Raw genomic sequence first — 23081 nt, 5'->3', positions numbered from 1 at the left:
CTCCGGTGCATGTCCGGCAGTCCACAGCCGTGATCCAGGATGACAACCGCCATGAGCGAGCAGGCAAGTCGATTGCAGCAGGCCGATGACGAAACCGGCGTAGGCCCCATCCGGGCGTGTGTGGACCAGGCCGTGCGCGAGTACCTGTACCAGCTGGACGGGCACGACTGCAGCGATCTCCACGATCTCGTGCTGTCCCAGGTGGAGCCGCCGCTGCTGCGGGCGGTGCTGGACCACTGCCAGGGCAACCAGACCCGCGCTGCCCGCCTTCTGGGCCTGAACCGCGGCACCCTGCGCAAGAAGCTGCTGCAGTACGATATCCGCACCTGACCGCTCCCGGGGGAACATGCCGACCCTGACCAACCGAGGATCCCGTTCACCATGACTGCCACCGCCGGTCTGCGCCCCGTGCGCCGCGCCCTGATCAGTGTCTCCGACAAGACGGGGATCGTTGATCTCGCCCGTGCCCTGGCCGGGCACGGCATCGAGCTGATCTCCACCGGCGGCACCGCGCGCGCCCTGCGCGACGACGGCCTGGCGGTGCGCGAGGTCGAGGACCTGACCGGGTTTCCCGAGATCATGGCCGGACGGGTGAAGACCCTCCATCCCGCCGTGCACGGCGGCCTGCTCGGACGTCGGGGCATCGACGATGCCGTCATGGCGGAGCACGGCATCGAGCCCATCGATCTCCTGGTGGTGAATCTCTATCCTTTCCGGGAGGCGGTGGCGCGGCCGGACAGCAGCTTTGCCGACGCCGTGGAGAACATCGACATCGGCGGGCCCGCCATGCTGCGGGCGGCGGCCAAGAATCACGACGGCGTCGGCGTGGTGACCGATCCGGCGGACTATCCGCGCGTCCTGGAGGCGCTCGCGCGCGAGCGGGGCCTGCGCTTCGACCTGCGCCTGGAGCTGGCGGTCAAGGCCTTCGAGCACACCGCGGCCTATGACGGCGCCATCGCCTCCCATCTGGGCCGGCTCAACGCCGACCTGCAGCCGGAGGGCTATCCGCGGACGCTGAACCTCCAGTTCCAGCGGGTGCAGAGCATGCGCTACGGCGAGAACCCCCACCAGAGCGCCGCGTTCTACCGCGAGCCGGCGCCCGCCGAGCCCTGCGTGGCCACGGCCCGCCAGCTCCAGGGCAAGGAGCTGTCGTTCAACAACGTCGCCGACACCGACGCGGCCCTGGAGTGCGTCAAGCGCTTCCGGGATCCGGCCTGCGTGATCGTCAAGCACGCCAATCCGTGCGGCGCCGCCGAAGCGGGGGATCTGGCCCGCGCCTACGAGCGCGCCTTCGCGTGCGACCCGGTATCGGCGTTCGGCGGCATCATCGCCGTGAACCGGACCCTGGATGCGGCCACCGCGCATGCCATCGTCGAGCGCCAGTTCGTCGAGGTGATCATCGCGCCCGCGGTGGCCGACGGCGTGCCGGAGATCGTCGCCGCCCGCCGCAACGTGCGTCTGCTGGTGTGCGGCGAGTGGCACGGGCAGCGCCAGGGGCAGGCGGACTACAAGCGGGTCACCGGCGGCCTGCTGGTGCAGGACAGCGACATCGGCTTCGTCGCCGATGCCGACCTGCGCGTGGTCACCACTGTGCAGCCCGATGCGCAGACGCTGCGGGATCTGCGCTTCGTCTGGGAGGTGGTGCGCTTCGTCAAGTCCAATGCCATCGTATACGGGCGCGACGGCGGTACCATCGGCATCGGCGCCGGCCAGATGTCGCGGGTGTGGAGCGCGCGCCTGGCACGGGACAAGGCCATCGATGCCGGGCTGGAGGTCGCCGGGGCGGTGATGGCCTCGGACGCCTTCTTCCCGTTCCGGGACGGCATCGACCAGGCCGCCGAGGCCGGCATCCGGGCGGTGATCCAGCCGGGCGGATCGGTACGCGACGACGAGGTCATCGCGGCGGCGGACGAGCACGGCATGGCCATGGTCTTCACCGGCATGCGCCATTTCCGGCACTGACAGGCAGCGTTGGGTGCAGTCACCATGAACGTACTGATTATCGGCGGCGGCGGACGCGAGCATGCGCTGGCCTGGTCGGCGGCCCGCTCGCCGCGCGTGGACACCGTCTACGTGGCTCCCGGCAATGCCGGTACGGCCGGCGAGCCGAAATGCGTCAATGTCCAGGTGGGCGCCGAGGACGTGCCGGCGCTGGTCGCCCTGGCACGGGACTACGACGTGGGGCTGACCATCGTCGGCCCGGAGGCGCCACTGGTCGTGGGCGTGGTGGATGCGTTCCGCGAGGCGGGGCTGCGCTGCTTCGGGCCGACCATGGCCGCGGCGCAGCTGGAAGGGTCCAAGGCCTTCAGCAAGGCCTTCCTGGAGCGTCACGGCATCCCCACGGCCGGCTATGCCAGCTTCACCGATCCCGGCGAGGCGTATCACTACATCACCGAGCGGGGTGCGCCGCTGGTGGTCAAGGCGGACGGCCTGGCCGCCGGCAAGGGCGTGGTCGTGGCGGGCACCGTGGACGAGGCGCTGGCGGCGGTGGACAGCATGCTGGACGCCAGCGTCTTCGGCGAGGCCGGGGCCCGGGTGGTGATCGAGGATTTCCTGGAAGGCGAGGAAGCCAGCTTCATCTGCCTGGTGGACGGCGAGCACGCCCTGCCGCTGGCCTCGTCCCAGGACCACAAGCCCCGCGACGAGGGCGACGTCGGGCCCAATACCGGCGGCATGGGCGCCTACTCGCCGGCGCCGGTGGTCACCGACGCCGTGCACCGGCGGGTCATGGAGGAGGTCATCCGGCCCACGGTGGCGGGGATGGCCGCCGAGGGGCAGCCGTATACCGGCTTTCTCTACGCCGGCTTGATGATCACCCCCGACGGCACGCCGCGGGTGCTGGAGTTCAACTGCCGGCTGGGTGATCCCGAGGCCCAGCCGTTGCTCATGCGTCTGCAGTCGGACCTCACCGAGCTGTGTGACGCCGCGCTGGACGGCCGCCTGGATGCCGCCAGCGCCGACTGGACGCCGCAGGCGGGCCTGGGCGTGGTCATGACCGCCGGCGGCTACCCGGGCAGCTACCGCAAGGGGGATGTCATCCACGGCCTGCCGGAGACGGAGGCGCCGGGACGTAAGGTGTTCCACGCCGGCACGGCGCTGGACGAGACCGGCGCCATCGTCACCAGCGGCGGCCGCGTGCTGTGCGCGTGCGCCCTGGGCGACAGCGTCGCCGATGCGCGGGCCAATGCCTACGCCCTGGCCGAGGGCATCCACTGGGACGGCGTGTACTTCCGCCGGGATATCGGCTACCGGGCCGTGGGCCGGGATCAGGGCTCGGCGAACAGCAGCTCGTAGAGCTCCACCGTCTCCAGGTCCACCGTCAGGCGCAATCGCTCCCGGGTCGCCTCGTCCTTCGGCGCCAGGGAACGGGCGGCCGGGTGGACGGCCTCGCCGTCTTCCCCGGGGGTGAAGCGGTAGCCGGATTCCACGCGCTGGGCCAGGGCATCCGCCACGTGAACCAGGGCCGTCGCCTGCGGATGCTCCGCGGCCCGGTCGGGTGCGTGGTGCCAGGCGACTGCCTCCTGGAGCATGGCCGGCATCTGCCAGCGGCGCAGGAGCTCGTGACCCACCTCGGCGTGGTCGCAGCCCAGACGCCTCCGTTCCAGCTCCTGCAGGGGCCGGTCGCCGCCGGCGAGCTCCCGCAGTATGGCCTCCGCCTCGGCCGGGACGACCTGGTAGATCACCAGCTTGCCCAGGTCGTGGAACAACCCTGCCAGGAACAGCCGCTCCGCCTCCTGCGCGCCCGCCTCCCGCCCCAGGGCCCGGGCCATGAGGCCGCAGTAGATGGAGTGCTCCCAGAAGCGCTCCATGTCCACCAGATCAGTGCCGATGTTCCGGAACTGCCGGGCCACCGCCATGCCCAGCATCAGGTCGCGCAGCCCCCGCGTGCCGATGATGGTGATCGCCATGGGGATGGAGTCGATGCGGCTGGGGAAACCGTAGAAGGCGCTGTTGACCACGCCCAGGACGCGGCTCGCCATGGCCGGGTCGCCGCTGAGGGCGGCGCCGATCTCCGAGAAGGTGGCGTAGGGATCGGCGATCAGGTGCTCGACCCGGTAGTAGGCGTCCGGGAACGAAACCAGGTTGTCCAGCCGAGCGACCATGGTATCCGGCGTCATGGGGACCTCCCGCCGTCCGGGGATTCCCGGCAGTATAGAAGCAACCGTCGCTGTCAGTTCTCCGGCGGTGCCGGTTCCGGCCCCGTGCGCGGGTGGCCGAGCTGGTCGCGCAGGGACTCCAGCTGCTCCACCGGCGCCTGACAGACGGTGCCGAGACACAGCTGCGCCCGGACCTGCGACCCGGCCGCCCCGGGATCGACGAACACTAGGCGTCCAGGCTCATAGTATCGCTCCAGGTCCTCCCGCCAGGCGTGACATGCGTCACGATCGCCGCGGAGCGTGATCAGCCTCGGCGGCCGGAGGACCCGCTCCAGCGCGCCCAGCAGGGTGGCATGGGCGTGGGGCAGCTGTGTCAGGGCCGGCCAGGCGCTGCGCACGGCCCGCTCGCCGGCGTCGATGTAGCGCGGCTCGCCCAGCAGGCAACCCAGGTCCAGCAGGGCCCGGGCGGCGACGCCGTTGCCCGCGGGCAGGGCGTCGTCGGTCAGCGGCCGGCTGCGTGTCGGCAGCGCCTCGTGGTCGTGGGCGGTGAAGAAGAATCCGCCGCCGTCCGGGTCCTGGAAGCCCGCCAGCAGCCGCTCCGCCAGCGACCGGGCGAAATCGGCCGCCTCGCTGTCCCATTCGCACTGGAGCAGCTCCAGGACGGCATCCAGCAGGAAGGCGTGGTCGTCCAGATACGCCGGCAGCTCCGCCCGCCCGTCCCGCCAGCTGGCCAGAAGGCCCGAGCCGGTCCACAGCTCCCGGCGCAGGAAGGCCAGTGCCTGCGTCGCCGCCTGCACCAGGTCGTCGCGCCGGAGCAGCCGTCCGGCCCGCGCCATACCGCGGATCATGAGGGCGTTCCAGCCGGTGAGGATCTTCTCGTCGCGCAGCGGCCACGGCCGCTGGCAGCGGGCCGCGTACAGCTTGCGCCGGGCGCTGTCCAGGCGTTGGCGCACAGTCTCGCCGGGCAGGCGCAGGAACTTGGCCAGCTCCGACAGCGACGCGTGCACGTGGAAGTGCCAGCGCCCCTCGAAGTTGGCCGCGCCGTCCAGGCCGAAGCGGGCCGCCACCACCGCGTACTCCTCCGGCGTGAGCAGCGCCCGGACCTCGTCGGGGGTCCACAGGTAGAAGCGCCCCTCCTCGCCTTCGGAGTCGGCGTCCAGGGCGCTGTAGAAGCCGCCGGCCGGGTCGCGCATCTCCCGCAGCGCCCAGTCGGCGGTCTCCCCGGCGATGCGTGCGAACAGGTGGTCGCCGGTGGCCTGCCAGGCATCGCTGTACAGCGCCAGCAGCAGCGCGTTGTCGCTGAGCATCTTCTCGAAGTGCGGGATCATCCAGTCGTCGTCGACGGCGTAGCGAGCGAAGCCGCCGCCGACCTGGTCGTAGATCCCGCCCAGGGCCATGCGGCGCAGCGTGGTGCAGGCCATGTGCAGCGACTCGCGGCGCTCCGCCGGGGCGTGGGCGTAGTCCCGCAACAGGCACTCGATCAGCGTCGGCTGGGGAAACTTCGGCGCCTGGCCGAAGCCGCCCCGGTGGGAGTCGAAGGCCTCTGCCAGGGCGGACCGGGCCTGGTCCAGCGGCGTCGCGTCCAGGGCGGCCTGCGGCGATCCCGGGGCCGCGTTGACCTGCTCGAAGGCGGCCTGCACGCGCTGATTCTGCTCCCGGATCTCCTCCCGGCGTTGCCGGTACAGGGCGGCGATGCGCTCGAGCAGGTCCGGGAAGCCCGGCAGGCCGTGGCGCGGATGGCGAGGGAAGTAGGTGCCGGCGAAAAAGGGCAGCCGGTCGTCCGGCGTCAGGAACACCGTCAGCGGCCAGCCGCCGCCGCGGCCGGTGAGCAGCTGGTGCGCGGTCTGGTAGATGCGGTCCAGGTCGGGGCGCTGCTCCCGGTCCACCTTGATGTTGACGAACAGGCGGTTCATGACCTCGGCCACGTCGGCATCCTCGAAGGACTCGTGGGCCATGACGTGGCACCAGTGGCAGGCGGCGTAGCCGATGGACAGCAGGATCGGCCGGTCTTCCCGCTGCGCCCGTTCCAGGGCTTCGTCGCCCCACGGATACCAGTCCACCGGGTTGCCCGCATGCTGCTGCAGGTACGGGCTGGTGGCCGAGGCGAGCCGGTTGCGCGGTGTGGCCTGCATGGGGGACTCCGGGAATCGCGGGGTGACGGCCGTCACCCGGTTGCCTGACGGTCATGGTAGCATCCGTTGCCGGGCCTCACGGGAGCCGGGACGTGGCGACGGGAACAGGACTGAGCGTGGATGTGGCCAGTGGCTGCGTACAGGGCGCGCTCCGGGCGCACTCGCCCAACCAGGACGCACGCCCGGACGGCGCGCGCCCGGAGCTGGTGGTGCTCCACGGCATCAGCCTGCCCCCGGGCGTGTTCGGCGGCGGGGGCGTCGATGCGCTGTTCACCAATACCCTGGATCCCGCCGCCCACCCGTTCTACGCACAGATCGCCGCGCTGCGGGTCAGCGCCCATCTTTTCATCCGCCGCGACGGCGACCTGGTGCAGTACGTGCCGTTGCACCGGCGCGCCTGGCATGCCGGACGGTCCTTCTGGCAGGGGCGCGAGGCGTGCAATGACTTCTCCGTGGGCATCGAGCTGGAGGGCACGGACGACCATCCCTACAGCGAGGCCCAGTATTCGGTCCTGGTGCCGTTGTGTCGGGCCCTGATGGCCGCCTATCCTGATCTCGGGCCGGACCGGATCGTGGGGCACTGCGACATCGCCCCCGGGCGCAAGACGGACCCTGGCCCGGCATTCGACTGGCAGCGCCTGTGGCGAGGGCTTGCCGGGCGGGGGGACGACTGACGCGGGGGCAGCGACCATGCATCTGATCACCATTCTCGTGGCCCTCTGGCTGCACGGCCGGATCGACGGGCATGCCCCCTGGAGGGACGAGCAGCGGCAGCTCGGGAGCCTGGGTCGGCTGCACGGCAGGCTGGCGCAGGCGCGGATCTGGGACAGTCCCGTGGGGCTGATCCTGGTGATGCTGCCGCCGGTGGCCCTGGTGGCCCTGGCGCAGTGGCTCCTGGCCGGCGTTCTCATGGGGATCCCGCAGCTCGGGCTGGGGCTCGTGCTGCTGCTCTGGGCCCTGGGCGAGGGGCGCATCGACCGTTCCCTGGAGCGCCTCGACCGGGCCCTGGCCGGGGGTGACGGCGTCGCGGCCGCCCGGGAAGCGGGGAGGCTGGCACCGGGGGTGGTCGTGCCCCGGGACGTAGACGGGCAGGTCCGCACGGCCCTGGCGGGGGCGTTCCAGAGGGCCGGCGATACCGTCTTCGCCCCCGTCTTCTGGTTTCTGGTGCTGGGGCCGGTGGGGATCGTGCTCTACCGGGTCAGCTACCTGGCGTGGCGCTACGGCGCCCGGGCCGCCAATCCCGGCCCGCGGTTCCGGCGCAGTGCCCGGCGGGTGTTCGTGGTCCTGGCCTGGATTCCGGCGCGGCTGACGGCCCTGGCCCTGGGGCTCGCCGGGAGCCTCAGCGATGCCTGGCGGGGATGGCAGCTGGCCCGTGCCACCGAGGGCGACAGCCACCGGGCCGTGCTCTGGGGCGCCGGGTTCGGCGCCCTGCGTTTCCCGGAGCACGGCGGCGCCCTGGATGAGCCCGAACGCTGGGTGAAGGAGGCGCGGCAGCTGCTGTTCCGTACCCTGGTCGTCTGGCTGGTCGCCATCGCCCTGCTGACCCTGACCGGCTGGCTGGCCTGATCCGGGCGCGGCACCCCGCCCGAACGGCCATCACGCGCCCGGCGTCAGTGCACCGTGACACTTGCAGGCGACTCGCTCCCGCGGGCCGTCGAGACGCAGCGCGGTGAGCTCGCCGCCCCACAGGCAGCCGGTGTCCAGGGCGATGAAATCGTCGCCTTCCTCGAACCCCAGGGTGGACCAGTGGCCGCTGACAATGGTCAGGGGTTCCCCGGCGGGTCGACGCCCCGGCACGGCGAACCACGGCCAGTAGCCTTCCGGGCGCGTGTCCGGCGCGCCCTTGTAATCCATGAGCATGCGCTTCTCCGCATCGCAGTAGCGCATGCGCGTGAACGCATTGATGATGAAGCGCAGGCGGTCCCACCCGGCGAGCTCCGGCGACCAGCGGTCGGGCTGATCGCCGTACAGGTTCGCCATGAACGCGTCGAACGCGTCCTCGGGGGCGCGCAGGGCGTCCTCGGCCTCCGGCGCCAGGGAACGGGCGTCCGCCAGGCTCCAGCCGGGATAGAGACCGGCGTGCAGCATGGCGTAGCCCAGGTCCCGGTCCTCGTGCATCAGCGGCTGCCGCCGCAGCCAGTGCAGCAGCTCCTCGCAGTCGGGCGCATCCAGCACCTCCTGGAGCGTGTCCGCGGGCTTGAGCGTCGCGTAGCCCCGCCAGGCCGCCAGCAGATGAATGTCGTGATTGCCCAGGATGGTGATGGCACTGTCACCCAGGGAGTGCACGAACCGCAGGGCGTCCAGCGATTCCGGACCCCGGTTGACGATGTCGCCGACGAACCAGATGCAGTCCCGGGCCGGGTCGAACCGCAGCTGCGCCAGGAGCCGCTGGAGCTCGGTGTTGCACCCCTGGATGTCGCCGATGCAGTAGATAGCCACGGTGTGTCCGCGCGTCAGTGGAGTGTCCGTGGGCCGGCCAGCGTGAACGCGGGGATCTCCGCCGTGAACGTGACCCCGTCGTCGGCCAGCAGCTCATAGCTGCCGTGCATGCTTCCCACGGGCGTCTCCAGCATGGCGCCGCTGGTATAGCGAAAGCCCTTGCCGGGCTCCAGGTGCGGCTGCTCGCCGACGACGCCGTCGCCGCGCACCTCCCGCTCCTCGCCGTTGGCGTTGGTGATGACCCAGTGGCGGCTGATCAGCCGTGCCGGGACGTCGCCGACGTTGCGGATGGTGATGGTGTAGCTGAACACGAACCGGTCTTCCTCCGGCTCGGACTCCTCGTCCAGATAGGCCGGCTCGACATCCACTTCGATGCTGTAGCGCGTGCTTTCGGTCATTGTCATCGTTGTGTCGGTCCCTTGCCGCTTCACGCGGCCAGCGCCTTCGCCTTTTCGTCCAGGCTCCGGAGGAGATTGGTGTAGGAGTCCAGGAACGCCTGCACGCCGTCGCGTTCCAGCGTCGCGGTGATCTCCGCGAGATCGATGCCGGCGCGCTCGATGCGCTCGAGCACGGCCGCCGCCTGGTCCATCCCGTCCTGGATGCGCGCACGGGGGTCGCCGTGATCCTTGTAGGCATCGTAGGTGGCCGGCGGCAGGGTGTTCACCGTGCGGTCGCCGATGAGCGCCTCCACGTACAGGACATCGCTGTAGTCCGGGTTCTTGGTGCCGGTGCTCGCCCACAGCAGGCGCTGCTCGCGGGCGCCCAGCGCCCGGAGGTCGTCGAAGCGGCTGCCGTCGAAGACGTCCTGGAAGTGCGCGTAGGCGCAGCGGGCATTGGCGATGGCGGCCGCGCCCCGGAGCTCCGCATGTGAATCGTCCAGAAGAGGGTCCACGGCGCTGTCCACGCGGCTGACGAAGAAGCTCGCCACCGAGCGCACGCCCGCCACCGCCTCGCCGCGGCGGGCGCGCTGCTGCAGCCCGGCCAGGTAGGCGTCCACCACCTCGCGGTAGCGATCCAGGGAGAACAGCAGGGTGACATTGACGTTGACGCCCTCGGCGATCAGCGTCTCGATGGCCGGCACGCCGGCGGCGGTCGCCGGTACCTTGACCATGACGTTGGGCCGGTCCATCCAGGCCCACAGGCGCCTCGCCTCGGCCACGGTGCCCTCGGTGTCGTGGGCGAGCTCCGGGGACACCTCCATGCTGACCATGCCGTCAACGCCGTCGGTGCGCTCGTAGACCGGGAACAGGACGTCCGCGGCCGCCTGGATATCCGCGATGGCCAGGTGATTGAACAGCTCCGCCGAGGACAGGGACGGCTCGTCCCGGAGCAGGTCGGCAATGGCCCGGTCGTACGTGTCGCCGCCGGAGATGGCCTTGTCGAAGATGGTCGGGTTCGAGGTGACGCCGCGCAGGTCGTCCTCGCTGACCAGGCGCGCCAGGTCGCCACGTTCCAGCATGTCCCGGTGAATGTTGTCATACCAGACGCTCTGGCCCAGCTGACCGAGGGTCTTCAGGGGGTTCGTACTCATGGGGAACGCTCTCGCCTTGCTTGCCCGGACGTCCGGGCGGCCTCTTCGGAGCCCTCTAGTCTAACGGTTCGCGGTCCCCCCAAAAAGGGCGCGGGTCCCGGTAGCGCCCCGAGTGGCTGGTAAGCCGGGGTAAAATCTGGAATAATCAATGATCTGCGGCTTGCTGCATGCCGTACTCTCAGTGCATGAACACAACAACAAACAGAAGAACCTTTGACCGGCTCCCACTACGGACCGGACAAGGCGAGAAGGTTGATTCGATCATGTCAAGGCATCGTTCACGTTTCCGCAGGCCGGATCCGCTCCTGGTGCTGGCCGTTGCCGTCGTGGTGGCGGTCATCGTCACGTCGCTGTAGGCACGGTTCAGTACAGCCGGACGGCGAGGACGTCGCACGGCGCGCCGTGGAGGACGGCGTTGGCCGTGGAGCCGAGCAGCAGGGCCAGGCCGTGGCGTCCGTGGCTGCCGACGACGATCAGGTCGGCAGCGATGGTCTCGGCGTGCACCAGGATCTCCTGCTTGGTATAGCCGGCAGCGACGTGCCGCGCGGCGTGCTCCAGGCCTTCGGCACGGGCATAGTCACGCAGGCGTTCCCGGGCGGTTTCGATCATCTCCTCGTGCAGGTCCGTCTGCGGCGGGCCCATGAACTCGCCGGCGGCGTCGATGGGGATGTGCTCGACGACATGGATCAGGTGCAGGTGCGCATCGCTGGCGTGGGCCAGGCGGCGGGCGCGGTCCGCGATCAGGCTGGCATCCGGGGTGAAGTCCACGGCCAGCAGGATGGTGTTGTAGGGTGTCACGGCTCGGCCTCCCGGCTGCGCTCCGGCGCGTTCGTGAACCAGTATAGGGCCGCTATTCGGCGCAATGCGAGAGTCGCCCGGCCAGGCGCCGGAATGCGGCCAGATCCAGCTGCTCGGCCCGCTGGCCGGGATCGACCCCGCAGGCGCGCAGATCGTCCTCCGTCAGCAGCCCGCGCAGGGTGTTCCGCAGCGTCTTGCGCCGCTGCCCGAACGCCTGCGTGACCACCCGGGCCAGCCGTTCCGCGGCGACGGGGTCATCCACGGCCCCGGCGCGGGGAACCAGGCGGACAATGGCCGATTCTACCGCCGGGGCGGGGCGGAATGCCCCCGGGGCCACCGTGAACAGGCGCTCGGCGCGGCAGTGGTAGGCGGTCATCACGGACAGCCGCCCGTAGGTCCGGCTGCCCGGGGAGGCGACCATGCGGTCGACGACCTCCCGCTGCAGCATGAAGTGCATGTCCCGGATCCGGTGCGCCTGGCCGAACAGGTGGAACAGCAGCGGCGTGGAGATGTTGTACGGCAGGTTGCCGACCACGCGCAGGGCACGGCCGTCGTGGAAGCGGCCCAGGTCCGCTTCCAGCGCGTCCGCCTGGTGCACGACGAGCTCGCCCAGTGGGGCCAGGGATTCCTGCAGGGGCGCGACTAGGTCGCGGTCCATCTCGATGGCTTCCAGCCGTCCCGCGGCGCGCAGCAAGGGAGCGGTCAGGGCGCCCTGGCCGGGGCCGATCTCCACCAGGGCGTCGCCCGGTTGCGGCGCGATGGCGCCGACGATGCGCCGGATGATCGCGGGGTCGTGGAGGAAGTTCTGGCCGAACCGCTTGCGCGGCCGGTGACCGCTCTTCATGACGGCCGGGCCGCGCTTCCGGTGCGGGTCCCGGAGCGCCGGACCAGCTCGCGGGCCAGCGCGAGGGCGGCGTCCAGGCTGCCGGTATGCACCTCCCCGGTGCCCGCGCGGTCCAGGGCGGTACCGTGGTCCACGGACGTTCTGATGATGGGCAGGCCCAGGGTGACGTTGACGGCGCTGCCGAAGCCGGCGTGCTTGAGCACCGGCAACCCCTGGTCGTGGTACATGGTCAGCACGGCATCGGCCCCGGCCAGCGCGTCGGGCGTGAACAGGGTATCGGCGGGCAATGGGCCGCGGAGATCCAGGCCTTCCCGCCGCAGGCTCTCCAGAACCGGCGTAATGATCGTCTGCTCCTCGTGGCCGAGGTGGCCGCCCTCGCCGGCGTGCGGGTTGAGGCCGCTGACCAGGATGCGCGGCCGGTCCAGGCCGTACTTGGTGCGCAGGTCCCGGGCCAGCACGCGGGCGACCTGCTCCAGGCGCCCGGCGGTGACGGCATCGGCCACCTCCCGCAGGGGCAGGTGCGTGGTGACCAGGGCAACCCGCAGCGATCCGGCCGTCAGCATCATGACGGGAACCGCAGCGCCGGTGCGCTCGGCGAAGTACTCCGTGTGGCCGGTGAACCGCACGCCCGCCTCGTTGATCACGCCCTTGTGCACCGGGGCCGTGACGATGGCGTCGAAGTCGCCGGCCACGGCGCCGTCGCAGGCGACGCGCAGCATCTCCACGACCGCCGGGGCATTGCCGGGGTCCAGGCGGCCCGGCGTGACGGCTTCGGCCACCGGCACGGGCAGCACGGCCAGCCCGTCGTGCGCGCCGGGGTCGTGCCCGGCTGCCACGCGGCGGATCGGCGGCAGTGTCACGCCCAGTTGCCGGGCGCGGGCCGTCAGGACCTCCGGGTCGCCGATGACCACCGTGTCGGCCAGGGCGCCGCGAGCCGCCAGCATCACCGCCAGGTCCGGGCCGATCCCGGACGGCTCGCCGGTGCTGAGAGCGATGCGCAATCCCCCGGCATCCATGGTCATTGATCCAGCCGGACGTCCACGTAGGCATCATCCCGGAGTTGCTGCAGCCAGGACTGCACGGTCTCCTCGCTGCGGCGCTGGCGCAGCTGCTGCGCGGCCCGGGCCCGGCGTCGCTCCTGGGTGCTGTCGTGCTCCCGGCGCTCCTCCACCTGGACGATGTGCCAGCCGAAGCGGGTGCGGAACGGCTGGCTGACCTCCCCCGGGGCGAGCTGATCCATGGCCTCCTGGAAATCCGGGTCCAGCTCGCCCGGGCTGGTCCAGCCGAGGTCGCCGCCTTCCGAAGCGGTGCCCTGGTCGTCGGAATGGGCGCGGGCCAGCTCCGCGAAGGACTCGCCCTGCTGGATGCGGTTGCGCAGGTCCTCGAGCCGGACGCGGGCGTCGGCGTCGCTGACGACCTCGTTGGGCCGGATCAGGATGTGCCGGGCCCGGGTCTGTTCGACGATCTCGGGATCCGCCGCCCGGGTGTCCTCCAGCTTGACGATGTGAAAGCCGCTGGAGCTGCGGATGGGACCGGCGAGCTCGCCGGGGCTGAGGTTCAGTACCTGGTCCTGGAACATGCTGGGGAGCTCGCCCGCCTGCCGCCAGCCGAGGTCGCCGCCTTCCAGGGCGTCCTCGGCGTCGGAGACCTCCGCCGCCACGCGGGCGAACTTCTCGTCGCCCTCGCGCAGGCGCTGCATGAGCTCCTCGGCCCGCGACCGGGCCTCGTCGATGGCCTCGGGTTCCGCAGTGCCGGGCACGCTGACGAGGATGTGGGAGACCCGGAACTCCGTGTCATCCGCCCGACCGGCACGGCTCTCCAGGAACTCCTCGATGTCCCGGGAGGAGATGTCCACGCGCTGCTGGACCTGCTGCTGCCGCAGCCGCTGCAGGCGGATGTCGCGGCGCAGGTCCTCGCGGAAGCGGGCGAAATCCATGCCCTGCCGCGTGACCGCCCGGCGGAACTGCTGCAGGTTCATGTTGTTCTGCTGCGCGATACGCCGGACGGCGGCGTTGAGCGTGTTGTCATCCACGGTGATGCCCATGCGCTCCGCCTGGGCGAGCTGCAGCCGCTCCATGATGAGCTGATCCATGACCTGGTTCACCAGGGCGTCCCGGGGCGGCGGCCGGCGGTTCTGGGACTGCATGCGCTGACGCACGCGATTGAGCTCCGCTTCCAGCTCCGACTCCAGGATGACGTCCTCGTTGACCACGGCAACGATGCGATCCAGCGTCTGGGCCGCCGGCGCCGCCGTGCTCGCCAGGACCAGGGCCAGGGTCAGCAGCACGCCGACCGCGGCCCGCCCGGGCCGGTGCATCGCGTTTGGTCCGTACATCGATCCGCTTACCTCCGCCTGCCGTATCCGAACATGGAGTCTTCCAGGAAGGACTGGACGTCGTCGCCCAGCGAGCCCAGGCCCCGCAGCTGGAACTGCAGCATCACCGAGCGGTCCGGCTCGTCGCTCGCCTCTTCCTGGTAGTAGCGGCCCACCAGCCGCACGCTCCAGCAACAATCGCGGTATTGTAGACCGCCAAAGCTTTCCAGTGTTCGATCCTCCAGCATCGAGTACCGCCAGCCGCCGAGTACGTGCCAGCGCGGGTGGACCGGCCAGGCGGCGCTGATGTTGCGCTGCTCCAGCTCCAGATCGCCCATGGCGTCGCGGCGCGCGCGGTAGCTGGCGCTGACGATGCTGTCCGGGGCCGGCCGGTAGCTCAGACGCACGCCGGTGAGGTCCGTCCGCCCGGCATCCGGGTTCCACTGCACCTGGGTACTGGCCTGGAAGCCGTCCGGCAGCGTCAGGCGCGCTTCGCCGATGACGTCCGAGCGCGCGCGCTCTTCCTCGGGTCCCGGCTCGCCGCGCAGGACGACCTCGCGATCATCGAAGTACTGGATCTGCCCGACACCGACGCGGAAGAACTCCGCCCCGGTCTCGCTGCTGAGAAACCGGCTGGTCAGCCCCGTGGTCAGCTGGTTGGCGTCGCCGATGCGGTCGGGACCGCTGAACCGGTTCTCGGAGTAGTACTGGAACAGGCCCGGCACCGGTTCCCCGGTGTCGAACAGCGGCAGATCGCTCTGCTCGCGCTCGGGAGCGTACAGGTAGAACAGCCGCGGCTCCAGCGTCTGCCGCAGGGGCTGGTCGAAAGCGCTGAAGCGGCGCTCGAAGTACAGGCCCGTGTCGAGGCTGGCCACGGGCAGCGTGCGGCTGCGCGACTCGTCTTCCGTGGTATCCAGGGTCGTGTTGCGGGGATCGGTGGCGCTGTCCAGGTCGTACTGCGTGTGCCGCAGGGTCACCGCCGGCGTGAAGAAGCCCGCCAGACCGACGAAGGGGCGCGACAGCCGCGGCGCCAGGTCCAGGCGCGAGCCGGTGATGCGCCGATCGGGGGCCGGATGGTCGAAGCGGACCAGCTCGCTGTTCATCCGCCAGCGCAGCCCCAGGGGCAGGTCGCCGGGGTGATGGTTCAGCGTGATGCGCGGCAGGCGCCGGTACGGTCGTCCCGCGCGGGGGATGTCCGCATCCACCGTCTGATAGACCTGGCCCTCCAGGCGCCCGGAAACGCTGCGGGTGCTGTAGCGCAGCTGCGCCAGGGAGCGCAGGTGCCGCGTCGTGGACGTGCGCAGGCTGTCGCCGAAATCCTGGAAGTACGCATCGTCGCTGACGCGGGCCAGGTCCAGGCGACCGCGCAGGCGGCTGGTGAAGCGGTGCCGGTGCTCCATGCCGACCTGCCAGCGATCGCGACCGGCCTGGTCGTCACCGGGCAGGTAGCCCCCTTCCAGGGCGCCGGAGAACGACAGCTGCAGGTAGCGGAACTCGCCGTTGAGCATGAGCCCGCGCTGGCTCAGGTAGCGCGGCGCCAGGGTGGCGTCGTAGTTGGGCGCGATATTCCAGTAGTAGGGGATGGTGAGATCCGCGCCGTTGCGTTCCGACTGGCTGATGGTGGGCGGCAGCAGCCCGCTCTTGCGGCGGTCGTCGATGGGGAAGTTCAGGTACGGCGTGTACAGCACCGGAAAATCGCCCACGGTCAGGCGTGCGTGCCACGCCTCGCCGGTGCCCGTGTCCTGGTCCAGGCGCACCCGCTCGGCCCGCAGCATCCACTCCTCGTTCCCCGGCTCGCAGGTGGAGTAGGTCGCGCCGTGGATTCGGGAGACGTCCTCGTCGACCAGCTGCATGCGGCGCGCCCGGCCCTGGACCAGGGTCTCCGGCAGCAGGTACCGGGCGTTGCTCATCTCGCCGCGGTCGTCGTCGAGCAGCAGAAATCCGGCATCCGCGCCCAGCCGCAGGCCCCGCTCCCGGTAGCGGATTGCTCCGCGGGCATCGGCGCGGTTGTTGCGGCGGTCATAGCGCATCGCGTCGGCGTCGAGGCGCTGGTCGGCGCGGTTGAGCTGCACGTCGCCGCGCAGGCTGGTGACGCCGGTCTCGCCGCGGTGGTACAGGGTGTCCGCGTCGATGGTCGCGCGCGCTCCCTCCCGGGAGGGCGACGCCAGCGACGGTTGCGGCGGAGTCGCCGGGCCCGTGGGCGCGATGCAGCCGGCCCAGCGTCCGTTGTCGCCGCTGAGCAGGGGCCACTGGTCGTCGTCCGCGGCAACGTCCGCGGGGCAGGCCAGCGCCGTGACGGCGATCAGCAGGCCGCCGCATGCACCGGCGCGGATGGCGGAGGAATTCCGTGGCACGCGTGCTGTGTCCCTGGCTGCACAGTACCGGATACCGCGACGGCGGCGGCCGGCGTCAAGGGGTCGAGAGGTGGGTAACGTCGCACACAAGCGCGGGCGCGGCAAACGGGTTCGCACGCCCGCGCGCCCTCGGGCACAATTGCGGGCAATCATGCCGGCAGGAGGACGCGGCAATGGCACGTAGTTATGAAACGGGACACTAGGCTGCAGGCGCTGCGGCGCTGGCTCGCCGACCAGGGGGTGGCCGACGGGCCGCTGACGCCGGTGTCGTCGGATGCCAGCTTCCGGCGCTACTTCCGGGTGCCCGTGGCCGGGCAGGACCGCATCGCCATGGATGCGCCGCCCGAGCACGAGGACGTGGCGGCCTTCGTGCACGTTGCCGGCCTGATGCGTGGTGCGGGACTGAACGTGCCGGAGATTCTTGCCCGGGATCCGGACAACGGCTTCCTGCTGCTGTCGGACCTGGGCCGGCGCACCTACCTGGACGTGCTCGATGACGACAACGCCGACGCGCTCATGCAGGCCGCCCTGGAGGCCCTGGTGCAGTGGCAGGCGGCCACCCGCCGGGGCGAGCTGGCGGCGTACGACGCGGCGGTCCTGCAACGGGAGCTGCAGCTGTTCCCGGACTGGTACCTGGCCCGTCATCTGGGCGTCGAGCCCACCGCCGGCGAGCGGGAGGCCATGGAGGGCGTGTTCCGCCGGCTGGTGGATCGAGCCCTGGCCCAGGAGCGGGTCTGGGTGCACCGGGACTACATGCCCCGCAATCTCATGCCGGGCAGCCCGTCACCGGGGATACTCGACTTCCAGGATGCCCTGGAGGGCCCCGTGAGCTACGACGTGATCTGCCTGCTGCGGGATGCCTTCATCTCCTGGCCCCGGGAGACGGAATGGCGCTGGTTGCGCAGCTACCACGCCGCTGCGCGGGACGCGGGCGTGCCGGTACCGGCGCATGTGGAGACGTTCTGGTCGGACTGCACCTGGATGGGCGTGCAGCGGCATCTCAAGGTGCTGGGCATCTTCGCACGCATCCGCTACCGCGACGGCAAACCCCGTTACCTGGAGGATGCCCCCAGGTTCCGGGCGTACCTGGAGCGCGCTGCGGAGGATGAACCGGGACTGGGCAGGCTCGCGGAGCTCGTGGAGGATTGGCATGCCCGCTCCCGGGTGCCGTCGCCGGCGGGGGGGGCGTGACAATGCGCGCCATGGTGCTGGCCGCCGGGCGCGGCGAACGCATGCGACCATTGACCGACACCACGCCCAAGCCCCTGCTGGTGGCCGGTGGGCGCCCCCTGATCGACTGGCACCTGGAACGCCTGGCCGCGGCCGGCGTCACCGAAGTCGTCATCAACCTCGCCTGGCTGGGTGAGCGTATCGCTGCCCATGTCGGGGACGGCAGCCGCTGGGGGCTGCGGGTCGCGTATTCCCGGGAGGGGGAGCGGGGTCTGGAGACCGGTGGCGGCATCGTCCGGGCCCTGCCGCTGCTGGGTGAGGCGCCGTTCCTGGTGGTCAACGGCGACATCTGGTGCGATCTTGACCTTTCCCCGGTGTTGACTCCGCCGTCGGGGCTGGCCCATCTGGTACTCGTGCCCAACCCCTCGCATCATCCCGACGGCGATTTTCAGCTGGCCGGCGACCGGGTAGTCGCCGCCGGCGGCGAGCCGTTCACCTTCAGCGGCATCGGCGTGTACTCGCCGCGCCTGTTCGACGGTTGCCCGGACGGCGCCTTCCGCCTGGCGCCGCTGCTCCGTGAAGCGGTGGCGCAGGGCCGGGTGACCGGCTTCCGCCACGACGGGGGCTGGTGCGACGTGGGCACCCCGGAGCGCCTCCGGGCGCTGGAGCAGGCGCTCGCCGGGGGTGACTGAGCCGTTCCCGGCCCGGATGCAATGGCGTGGAGGCGGGGCCGCGGAGGCTACTCGCCCCGCTGGGATTCCGGCGGAATGGAGTAGGTGCAGGTGGCGTGGGCGCACATCTCGGTCTCACCGTCGGCATACATGGCGACCTCGCCCACGGCAAGGCGGCTGCCCAGCTTGAGCAGGCGGCACTCGGCGATGATGTCGCCGGTGGGCTTGCGCATGAAGTTGATGTTCAGCGCCGTGGTCACCGCCATGAGCACCGGGCCGATGGCCGCCAGGATGGCCGCGTACATGGCCGTGTCCGCCAGGGTCATCAGCGCCGGGCCGGAGATGGTGTTGCCGGGGCGCAGGTTGGAGCGATGGTAGGGCAGGCGCACGCGCGCGTAGCGGTCCTCCACCGCCTCGATGCGCCAGGTCCCCTCGCGGACCTCCGGGAAGGATTCGTGCAGGATGGTTTCCAGTTGCTGCGCATCCAGTCGGGGCATGGTCAGGGCCTTGTGTCGTTATCGGTAGCAGCCGTTACCTTATCCTGATCGTCGGCACCGGCACCAGGGAACGGCCGCAGGCCCGAGCACAGGCGCTGCACGAGCGCGCGGCCGGCCGCGGGCGCATCGATGGCCGCGCCCAGGTCGCGCATCCGGGTCACCGCCAGGCCCTGGTAGCCGCAGGGGTTGATGCGGGTGAACGGCGACAGGTCCATGTCCACGTTCAGGGCGACGCCGTGGTAGCTGGCGCCGCGCCGCACGCGCAGGCCCACCGAGGCGATCTTGGCGCCGTCGACATACACCCCCGGCGCGTCCGGGCGGGGCCGTCCATCGATGCCGTGCTCCGCGAGCAGCTCCACCACCGCCGTCTCCAGCAGGGTGACCAGGCGGCGTATCCCCAGCGAGCGGCGGCGGAGGTCCACCAGGACGTAGACCACGGCCTGCCCGGGCCCGTGGTAGGTGACCTGGCCGCCCCGGTCCACCGGCACCACGGGAACATCGCCGGGATCCAGGAGGTGCTCCGGGCGCCCGTTCAGTCCCTGGGTAAAAACCGGGGGGTGCTCCAGGGACCAGAGCTCGTCGGGCGTCACCGGCGTGCGCTCCTCGGTGAACGCCTGCATGGCCCGCCATGTGGGCTCGTAGGGCACGCGGCCCAGTTCCCGTACGCGGATGGCCATGGGGTCGGTTCCGGTCACAGCGTCATGACCACCTGGTCGTCGGCGTGGAGGCTGCGATAGACGGCGTCGAGCTGGGCCTTGCTGGTGGCGGTGACGGTGACCGTCACGGAGACGTAGGTGCCGCGCCGGCTGGAGTTGGTCGTCACCGCGTCATCGGGCACGTCGGGGACGTGCTCGCGTACCAGTGCCAGCACGTGCAGCACGAAATCCGGATCCGCCGGCCCCATCGCCTTGATCGGGAACGTGCAGGGGAACTCCAGCAGTGTGTCTTCATCGGACGAGTGCATGGCGTCGTACCTGCGTGCGTTACTGGAAGCGCAGCATGATGCTGTCCACGAGCTGGCCGAATAGCCCGCCTTCCTCGCCGGCCTCCAGGGCGACCAGCGGCGCTTCGGCGACCAGCGCATCACCGATGCGGACCTCCACGGTGCCGAGCTGCTCGCCCTGATCGACCGGGGCGATGATCGTCGAGCGGAGGTTCATGGTCGCCTCGAGATTATCGTACTCCCGCTCCGGCACGGTGACATACAGGGACTCGGTCAGGCCCACGGGCAGCGTATCGGTAGCGCCTTTCCAGAGGGCGGGCTCGGCCAGGGGTGTGTCGGCCTCGTAGAGCTCGTAGGTGCCGAAGAAGCGGAAGCCGTAGCCCAGCAGGGCCTGGGTCTGCTCCATCCGGGCACTGGCGCTCTCGGTGCCCAGGACCACGGAAATCAGGCGCATGCCGTCGCGCTCGGCGGAGGTCGCCAGGTTGTATCCGGCGGATTGCGTGTGCCCGGTCTTGAGGCCGTCGACACTGTCATCCCGCCACAGCAGCCGGTTGCGGTTGCGCTGGGTGATGCCGGCATAGGTGAACTGGCGCTCCGAGTAGAACTCGTAGTACTCCGGGAAGTCGCGGATCATGGCCCGGGCCAGGATGGCGATATCCCGGGCGGTGGTCTGCTGTTCCGGATTGGGCCAGCCGGTGGCGTTGGTGAAGTTGGTGTTGTTCATGCCCAGCTCGCTGGCGTGCTGGTTCATGATCTGGGCGAACGTCTCCTCGTTGCCGGCGATGTGCTCCGCCAGGGCGACGCTGGCATCGTTGCCGGACTGGATGATCATTCCCCGGAGCAGCTCCTCCACGGAGACCGTATCGCCGACCTCCACGAACATCCGGGAGCCGCCCATGCGCCAGGCCTTCTCACTGATGGTGACCTGCTCGTCCATGCTCAGGTGCCCGTCCCGCAGCTCGCCGAAGACCACGTAGGCGGTCATCAGCTTGACCAGGCTGGCCGGCTCGTGCTCGGTGTCCGGGTCGCGTGCCGAGATCACGTGGCCGCTGTCGTAGTCCATCAGGATGTAGCTGGGCGCGCCGACGGACGGCGGCGCCGGTGTGGGCACGGACTGTGCGACTGCGGTGCTGGTGGCGAGGAGCAGGACGGCAAGGACGAGGAGCTGGGCAATCAGGCGCTGGCGCATTTCGTGTCTCGTTCCGGATGATGGTGTCGGTCTCGGGGGTATCGGCGCATCGTTGGCGCGGAAGCATATCATGCCAGGCGCAGCCCCCGGGCAGTGTACCCCTCGGGCGACGCCGGCCCGGGCCCTCAACAGGCCCTAGGAATTGTCCACGGTGATCACGTGGCCGTCCGCGAAGCCGCTCTGCCGGAGCCGCTCGGCGATGGCTTCCGCCTCGGCCCGGCTGCCCAGCGGGCCCACGTGCACGCGGTGGATATCCCCGCCCGAACGGATGGCCACCGTGCCGACGTCATGGGCGGCAAGCCGCTGGCGCAGTGTCTCGGCATTGTCACGGCTGGAGAACGCGCCCATCTGCAGCAGGAAGCGCCCGCCGGCTTCCCGCGCGGTCGCGGCGGTGCCGTCCTGCGCTTGCAGTCGTTCGGGGACCCGGCGTGTACTGGTGACGACGTCGTCGGTCCCGTCCGCGGTGCTGCCCTCGCTGCCGGACGGCCCGGCGGCGTCTGCCGGCGCCGGCGGCGGATTGTCCGGGTCATAGGCGAAGCTGAGGCTTTCCACGCGCACGGGGGCGGTTCCCGCTTCCAGCATGCCCAGGCGGTCCGCCGCGGCATAGGAGAGATCAATGATGCGGTTGCGCGCGAACGGCCCGCGGTCGTTGATCTTGACCACCACGGAGCGATCGTTGTCCAGGTTGGTCACCCGGGCGTAGGTGGGCAGCGGCAGGCGCGTGTGCGCGGCGGTGAAGGTATACATGTCGTAGGGCTCGCCGCTGGAGGTGCGCCGGCCGTGGAACTTCTCGCCGTACCAGGAGGCCGTTCCCTCTTCCGAGTAGTCGCGGGCCTCCTCCGGGGCCATGACGTGATACCGCCGGCCGAAGACCTCGTAGCTGCTCGGGTTGCCGTACCGGCTCATCGGCTCGTTCCGCGGCTCCGGCTCCTCGACGTCGCTGAGATCCGGTGCCACCTCCGGCCCCCGGTCGCGTTCGTCGTCGGGGGCGCGGTCGGCGGGGCCGGTGGCGCAGGCGGCGAGGAGCACGCTCAGCAGGGCGACCAGCAGCAGGCGTGTCATTCGTTTTGCCCTCCGGATTCCTCGATGGCACCGGCCAGCTGCAGGGCGGCCAGGGCGTACAGGGGGCTGTGGTTGTAGCGCGTGATCACCCGGAAGTTGTGCAGCCCCACCCAGTACGCCGTGCCGTCGTCGGTGTCCAGCTCCAGCAGCAGCGCCCGGGCGTCTGCGGGGAAACCGGCGTCCGTCTCGATGCCCGCGTCGCGCAGCGCCCCGACGGTGGTGTTCAGCCGCATGCCGTCGTCCAGGAACGGCTCCGGGTCGGCGCCGTCGGCGAGCCGTGCGGGCGCGGCCACCGGCTCACCGCGCCGCCAGTCGTGCTCGCGAAAGTAGTTGGCGACGCTGGCGACGGCATCGGGGACGCTGTCGAGAAGATTCCGGCGTCCGTTGCCGTTGCCGTCCACGGCATAGTGGCGGTAGCTGCTGGCGATGAACTGGGGAATCCCCATGGCGCCGGCATAGGAACCCCGGACCTCCGTGGTCTCCAGCCCTTCCTCGCGGGCGAGCAGCAGGAACGCCTCGAGCTCGCTGCGGAAGAAGTCGGCCCGGGGCGGGTAGTCGAAGGCGAGCGTCACCAGGGCGTCGAGCACCCGGTGTTCGCCGCGGTGCCGGCCGTAACGGGTCTCGATGCCGATAACGGCCGCGATGATGTGGCGGTCGACGCCGTACTCCTCTTCGACCCGCCGCAGGAGCCCGGCATGCTCGTCGACAAAGGCCGCGCCTTCGTTGATGCGGTCCTCCTTGAGGAAGATGCGGCGGTACCGGTGCCAGGGCAGGGCTTCCGCGGGGGTCGTGATGGCCTCGATGATCCCGGGCTGGTGGCGGGCTTCGTCCATCAGCAGCGTCCGCAGGGCCTCCCGATCCAGGCCGTGCTCCCGGGCCATCTCCCGGGAGAATGCCTCCAGCTCGTCGCGACGCTCGTCCAGCGGCCCGGCGGCCGCGCTACCGGCGGCGATCAGCAGAAGCATCGCGAAGGCAAGTACTCGTGCGGACAATCGGTCCATGTGCTGCTTCTCTCTGCAAAGCCCGGTGCGGCCTGTCCG

23 protein-coding genes are annotated in these 23081 nt (G+C 70.7%); 7 read left to right on the top strand and 16 right to left on the bottom strand.

The window, feature by feature from the left end; translation table 11 throughout:
* Positions 1-51: 51 nt before the first annotated feature.
* From fis to purD, 3 genes are read left to right on the top strand one after another with little or no spacing between them, the layout of a single operon-like run.
* Positions 52-330 (top strand): DNA-binding transcriptional regulator Fis, encoded by a 279-nt coding sequence (gene fis / locus QWY84_RS00410; RefSeq protein WP_290200403.1) that lies wholly within the window; start codon positions 52-54, stop codon positions 328-330.
* Between the two features lie 51 nt (positions 331-381).
* The gene (purH, locus tag QWY84_RS00405; protein ID WP_290200402.1) at positions 382-1962 is read left to right on the top strand and encodes a bifunctional phosphoribosylaminoimidazolecarboxamide formyltransferase/IMP cyclohydrolase; all 1581 of its coding nucleotides are present in this window, start codon (positions 382-384) and stop codon (positions 1960-1962) included.
* A gap of 24 nt (positions 1963-1986) precedes the next feature.
* Entirely contained in the window at positions 1987-3294 is a 1308-nt protein-coding gene (gene purD, locus QWY84_RS00400; protein ID WP_290200401.1) for a phosphoribosylamine--glycine ligase, read from the top strand.
* Here the strand turns inward: purD and QWY84_RS00395 are convergent.
* The gene (locus tag QWY84_RS00395; protein WP_290200399.1) at positions 3267-4118 is read right to left on the bottom strand and encodes an HDOD domain-containing protein; all 852 of its coding nucleotides are present in this window, start codon (positions 4116-4118) and stop codon (positions 3267-3269) included. The two genes, purD and QWY84_RS00395, sit on opposite strands and share 28 nt — an antisense overlap.
* Before the next feature lie 53 nt (positions 4119-4171).
* Positions 4172-6229, bottom strand: a complete 2058-nt coding sequence (locus tag QWY84_RS00390) for a thioredoxin domain-containing protein (RefSeq protein ID WP_290200397.1) — start codon at positions 6227-6229, stop codon at positions 4172-4174.
* A 110-nt stretch (positions 6230-6339) separates the two neighbouring features.
* Here QWY84_RS00390 and ampD point away from each other — a divergent pair, with 110 nt between their 5' ends.
* Positions 6340-6903 (top strand): 1,6-anhydro-N-acetylmuramyl-L-alanine amidase AmpD, encoded by a 564-nt coding sequence (gene ampD / locus QWY84_RS00385; RefSeq protein WP_290202655.1) that lies wholly within the window; start codon positions 6340-6342, stop codon positions 6901-6903.
* A 16-nt stretch (positions 6904-6919) separates the two neighbouring features.
* Positions 6920-7795 (top strand): regulatory signaling modulator protein AmpE, encoded by an 876-nt coding sequence (gene ampE, locus QWY84_RS00380; RefSeq protein WP_290200395.1) that lies wholly within the window; start codon positions 6920-6922, stop codon positions 7793-7795.
* Between the two features lie 30 nt (positions 7796-7825).
* Here ampE and QWY84_RS00375 read toward each other — a convergent pair whose 3' ends face one another.
* The 8 genes from QWY84_RS00375 to QWY84_RS00340 form a co-directional block, all read right to left on the bottom strand.
* Positions 7826-8668 carry a symmetrical bis(5'-nucleosyl)-tetraphosphatase gene (locus QWY84_RS00375; RefSeq protein WP_290200394.1) on the bottom strand — a complete coding sequence of 281 codons (843 nt, stop codon included), beginning with the start codon at positions 8666-8668 and terminating at the stop codon, positions 7826-7828.
* Between the two features lie 14 nt (positions 8669-8682).
* Positions 8683-9072, bottom strand: a complete 390-nt coding sequence (gene apaG, locus QWY84_RS00370) for a Co2+/Mg2+ efflux facilitator ApaG/CorD (protein WP_435372967.1) — start codon at positions 9070-9072, stop codon at positions 8683-8685.
* Positions 9073-9095: 23 nt separating this feature from the next.
* On the bottom strand, positions 9096-10199 hold the full coding sequence (gene tal, locus QWY84_RS00365; protein WP_290200393.1) for a transaldolase: 1104 nt from the start codon (positions 10197-10199) through the stop codon (positions 9096-9098).
* Between the two features lie 363 nt (positions 10200-10562).
* Positions 10563-10997 (bottom strand): universal stress protein, encoded by a 435-nt coding sequence (locus QWY84_RS00360; RefSeq protein WP_290200392.1) that lies wholly within the window; start codon positions 10995-10997, stop codon positions 10563-10565.
* 52 nt (positions 10998-11049) lie between these two features.
* Positions 11050-11841 (bottom strand): 16S rRNA (adenine(1518)-N(6)/adenine(1519)-N(6))-dimethyltransferase RsmA, encoded by a 792-nt coding sequence (rsmA, locus tag QWY84_RS00355; RefSeq protein WP_290200391.1) that lies wholly within the window; start codon positions 11839-11841, stop codon positions 11050-11052.
* Positions 11838-12863 carry a 4-hydroxythreonine-4-phosphate dehydrogenase PdxA gene (pdxA, locus tag QWY84_RS00350; protein WP_290200390.1) on the bottom strand — a complete coding sequence of 342 codons (1026 nt, stop codon included), beginning with the start codon at positions 12861-12863 and terminating at the stop codon, positions 11838-11840. The genes rsmA and pdxA overlap by 4 nt, the downstream gene beginning before the upstream one ends.
* Entirely contained in the window at positions 12860-14176 is a 1317-nt protein-coding gene (locus tag QWY84_RS00345; protein ID WP_290200389.1) for a peptidylprolyl isomerase, read from the bottom strand. Before QWY84_RS00345 ends, pdxA begins: the two co-directional genes overlap by 4 nt.
* A gap of 8 nt (positions 14177-14184) precedes the next feature.
* Positions 14185-16509 (bottom strand): LPS-assembly protein LptD, encoded by a 2325-nt coding sequence (locus QWY84_RS00340; protein WP_290200388.1) that lies wholly within the window; start codon positions 16507-16509, stop codon positions 14185-14187.
* 186 nt (positions 16510-16695) lie between these two features.
* On the opposite strand from QWY84_RS00340, the gene QWY84_RS00335 reads away from it, so the two are divergent.
* The gene (locus tag QWY84_RS00335; RefSeq protein WP_290200387.1) at positions 16696-17700 is read left to right on the top strand and encodes an aminoglycoside phosphotransferase family protein; all 1005 of its coding nucleotides are present in this window, start codon (positions 16696-16698) and stop codon (positions 17698-17700) included.
* Positions 17701-17702: 2 nt separating this feature from the next.
* Positions 17703-18371: an N-acetylmuramate alpha-1-phosphate uridylyltransferase MurU gene (murU, locus tag QWY84_RS00330; protein WP_290200386.1), complete on the top strand. Its 669-nt coding sequence runs from the start codon at positions 17703-17705 to the stop codon at positions 18369-18371.
* A gap of 47 nt (positions 18372-18418) precedes the next feature.
* Here murU and QWY84_RS00325 read toward each other — a convergent pair whose 3' ends face one another.
* From QWY84_RS00325 to mltB, 6 genes are all read right to left on the bottom strand, one after another.
* Positions 18419-18847 carry a PaaI family thioesterase gene (locus QWY84_RS00325; protein WP_290200385.1) on the bottom strand — a complete coding sequence of 143 codons (429 nt, stop codon included), beginning with the start codon at positions 18845-18847 and terminating at the stop codon, positions 18419-18421.
* 2 nt (positions 18848-18849) lie between these two features.
* Positions 18850-19524 carry a lipoyl(octanoyl) transferase LipB gene (gene lipB, locus QWY84_RS00320; RefSeq protein ID WP_290200384.1) on the bottom strand — a complete coding sequence of 225 codons (675 nt, stop codon included), beginning with the start codon at positions 19522-19524 and terminating at the stop codon, positions 18850-18852.
* Positions 19525-19538: 14 nt separating this feature from the next.
* The gene (locus tag QWY84_RS00315; RefSeq protein WP_290200383.1) at positions 19539-19811 is read right to left on the bottom strand and encodes a YbeD family protein; all 273 of its coding nucleotides are present in this window, start codon (positions 19809-19811) and stop codon (positions 19539-19541) included.
* 19 nt (positions 19812-19830) lie between these two features.
* Complete coding sequence (locus tag QWY84_RS00310; protein ID WP_290200382.1) at positions 19831-20979, bottom strand: D-alanyl-D-alanine carboxypeptidase family protein; 1149 nt, start codon at positions 20977-20979, stop codon at positions 19831-19833.
* A gap of 135 nt (positions 20980-21114) precedes the next feature.
* The gene (locus tag QWY84_RS00305) at positions 21115-22041 is read right to left on the bottom strand and encodes a septal ring lytic transglycosylase RlpA family protein (RefSeq protein WP_290200381.1); all 927 of its coding nucleotides are present in this window, start codon (positions 22039-22041) and stop codon (positions 21115-21117) included.
* Positions 22038-23042, bottom strand: a complete 1005-nt coding sequence (mltB, locus tag QWY84_RS00300) for a lytic murein transglycosylase B (RefSeq protein WP_290200380.1) — start codon at positions 23040-23042, stop codon at positions 22038-22040. The genes QWY84_RS00305 and mltB overlap by 4 nt, the downstream gene beginning before the upstream one ends.
* Positions 23043-23081 lie beyond the last annotated feature (39 nt).

The sequence above is a fragment of the Aquisalimonas lutea genome, from assembly GCF_030409225.1.
GTDB lineage: Bacteria > Pseudomonadota > Gammaproteobacteria > Nitrococcales > Aquisalimonadaceae > Aquisalimonas > Aquisalimonas lutea.
The sequence above is the reverse complement of the archived record's forward strand: the minus strand, read 5'-3'. Positions and strand labels throughout refer to the sequence as shown.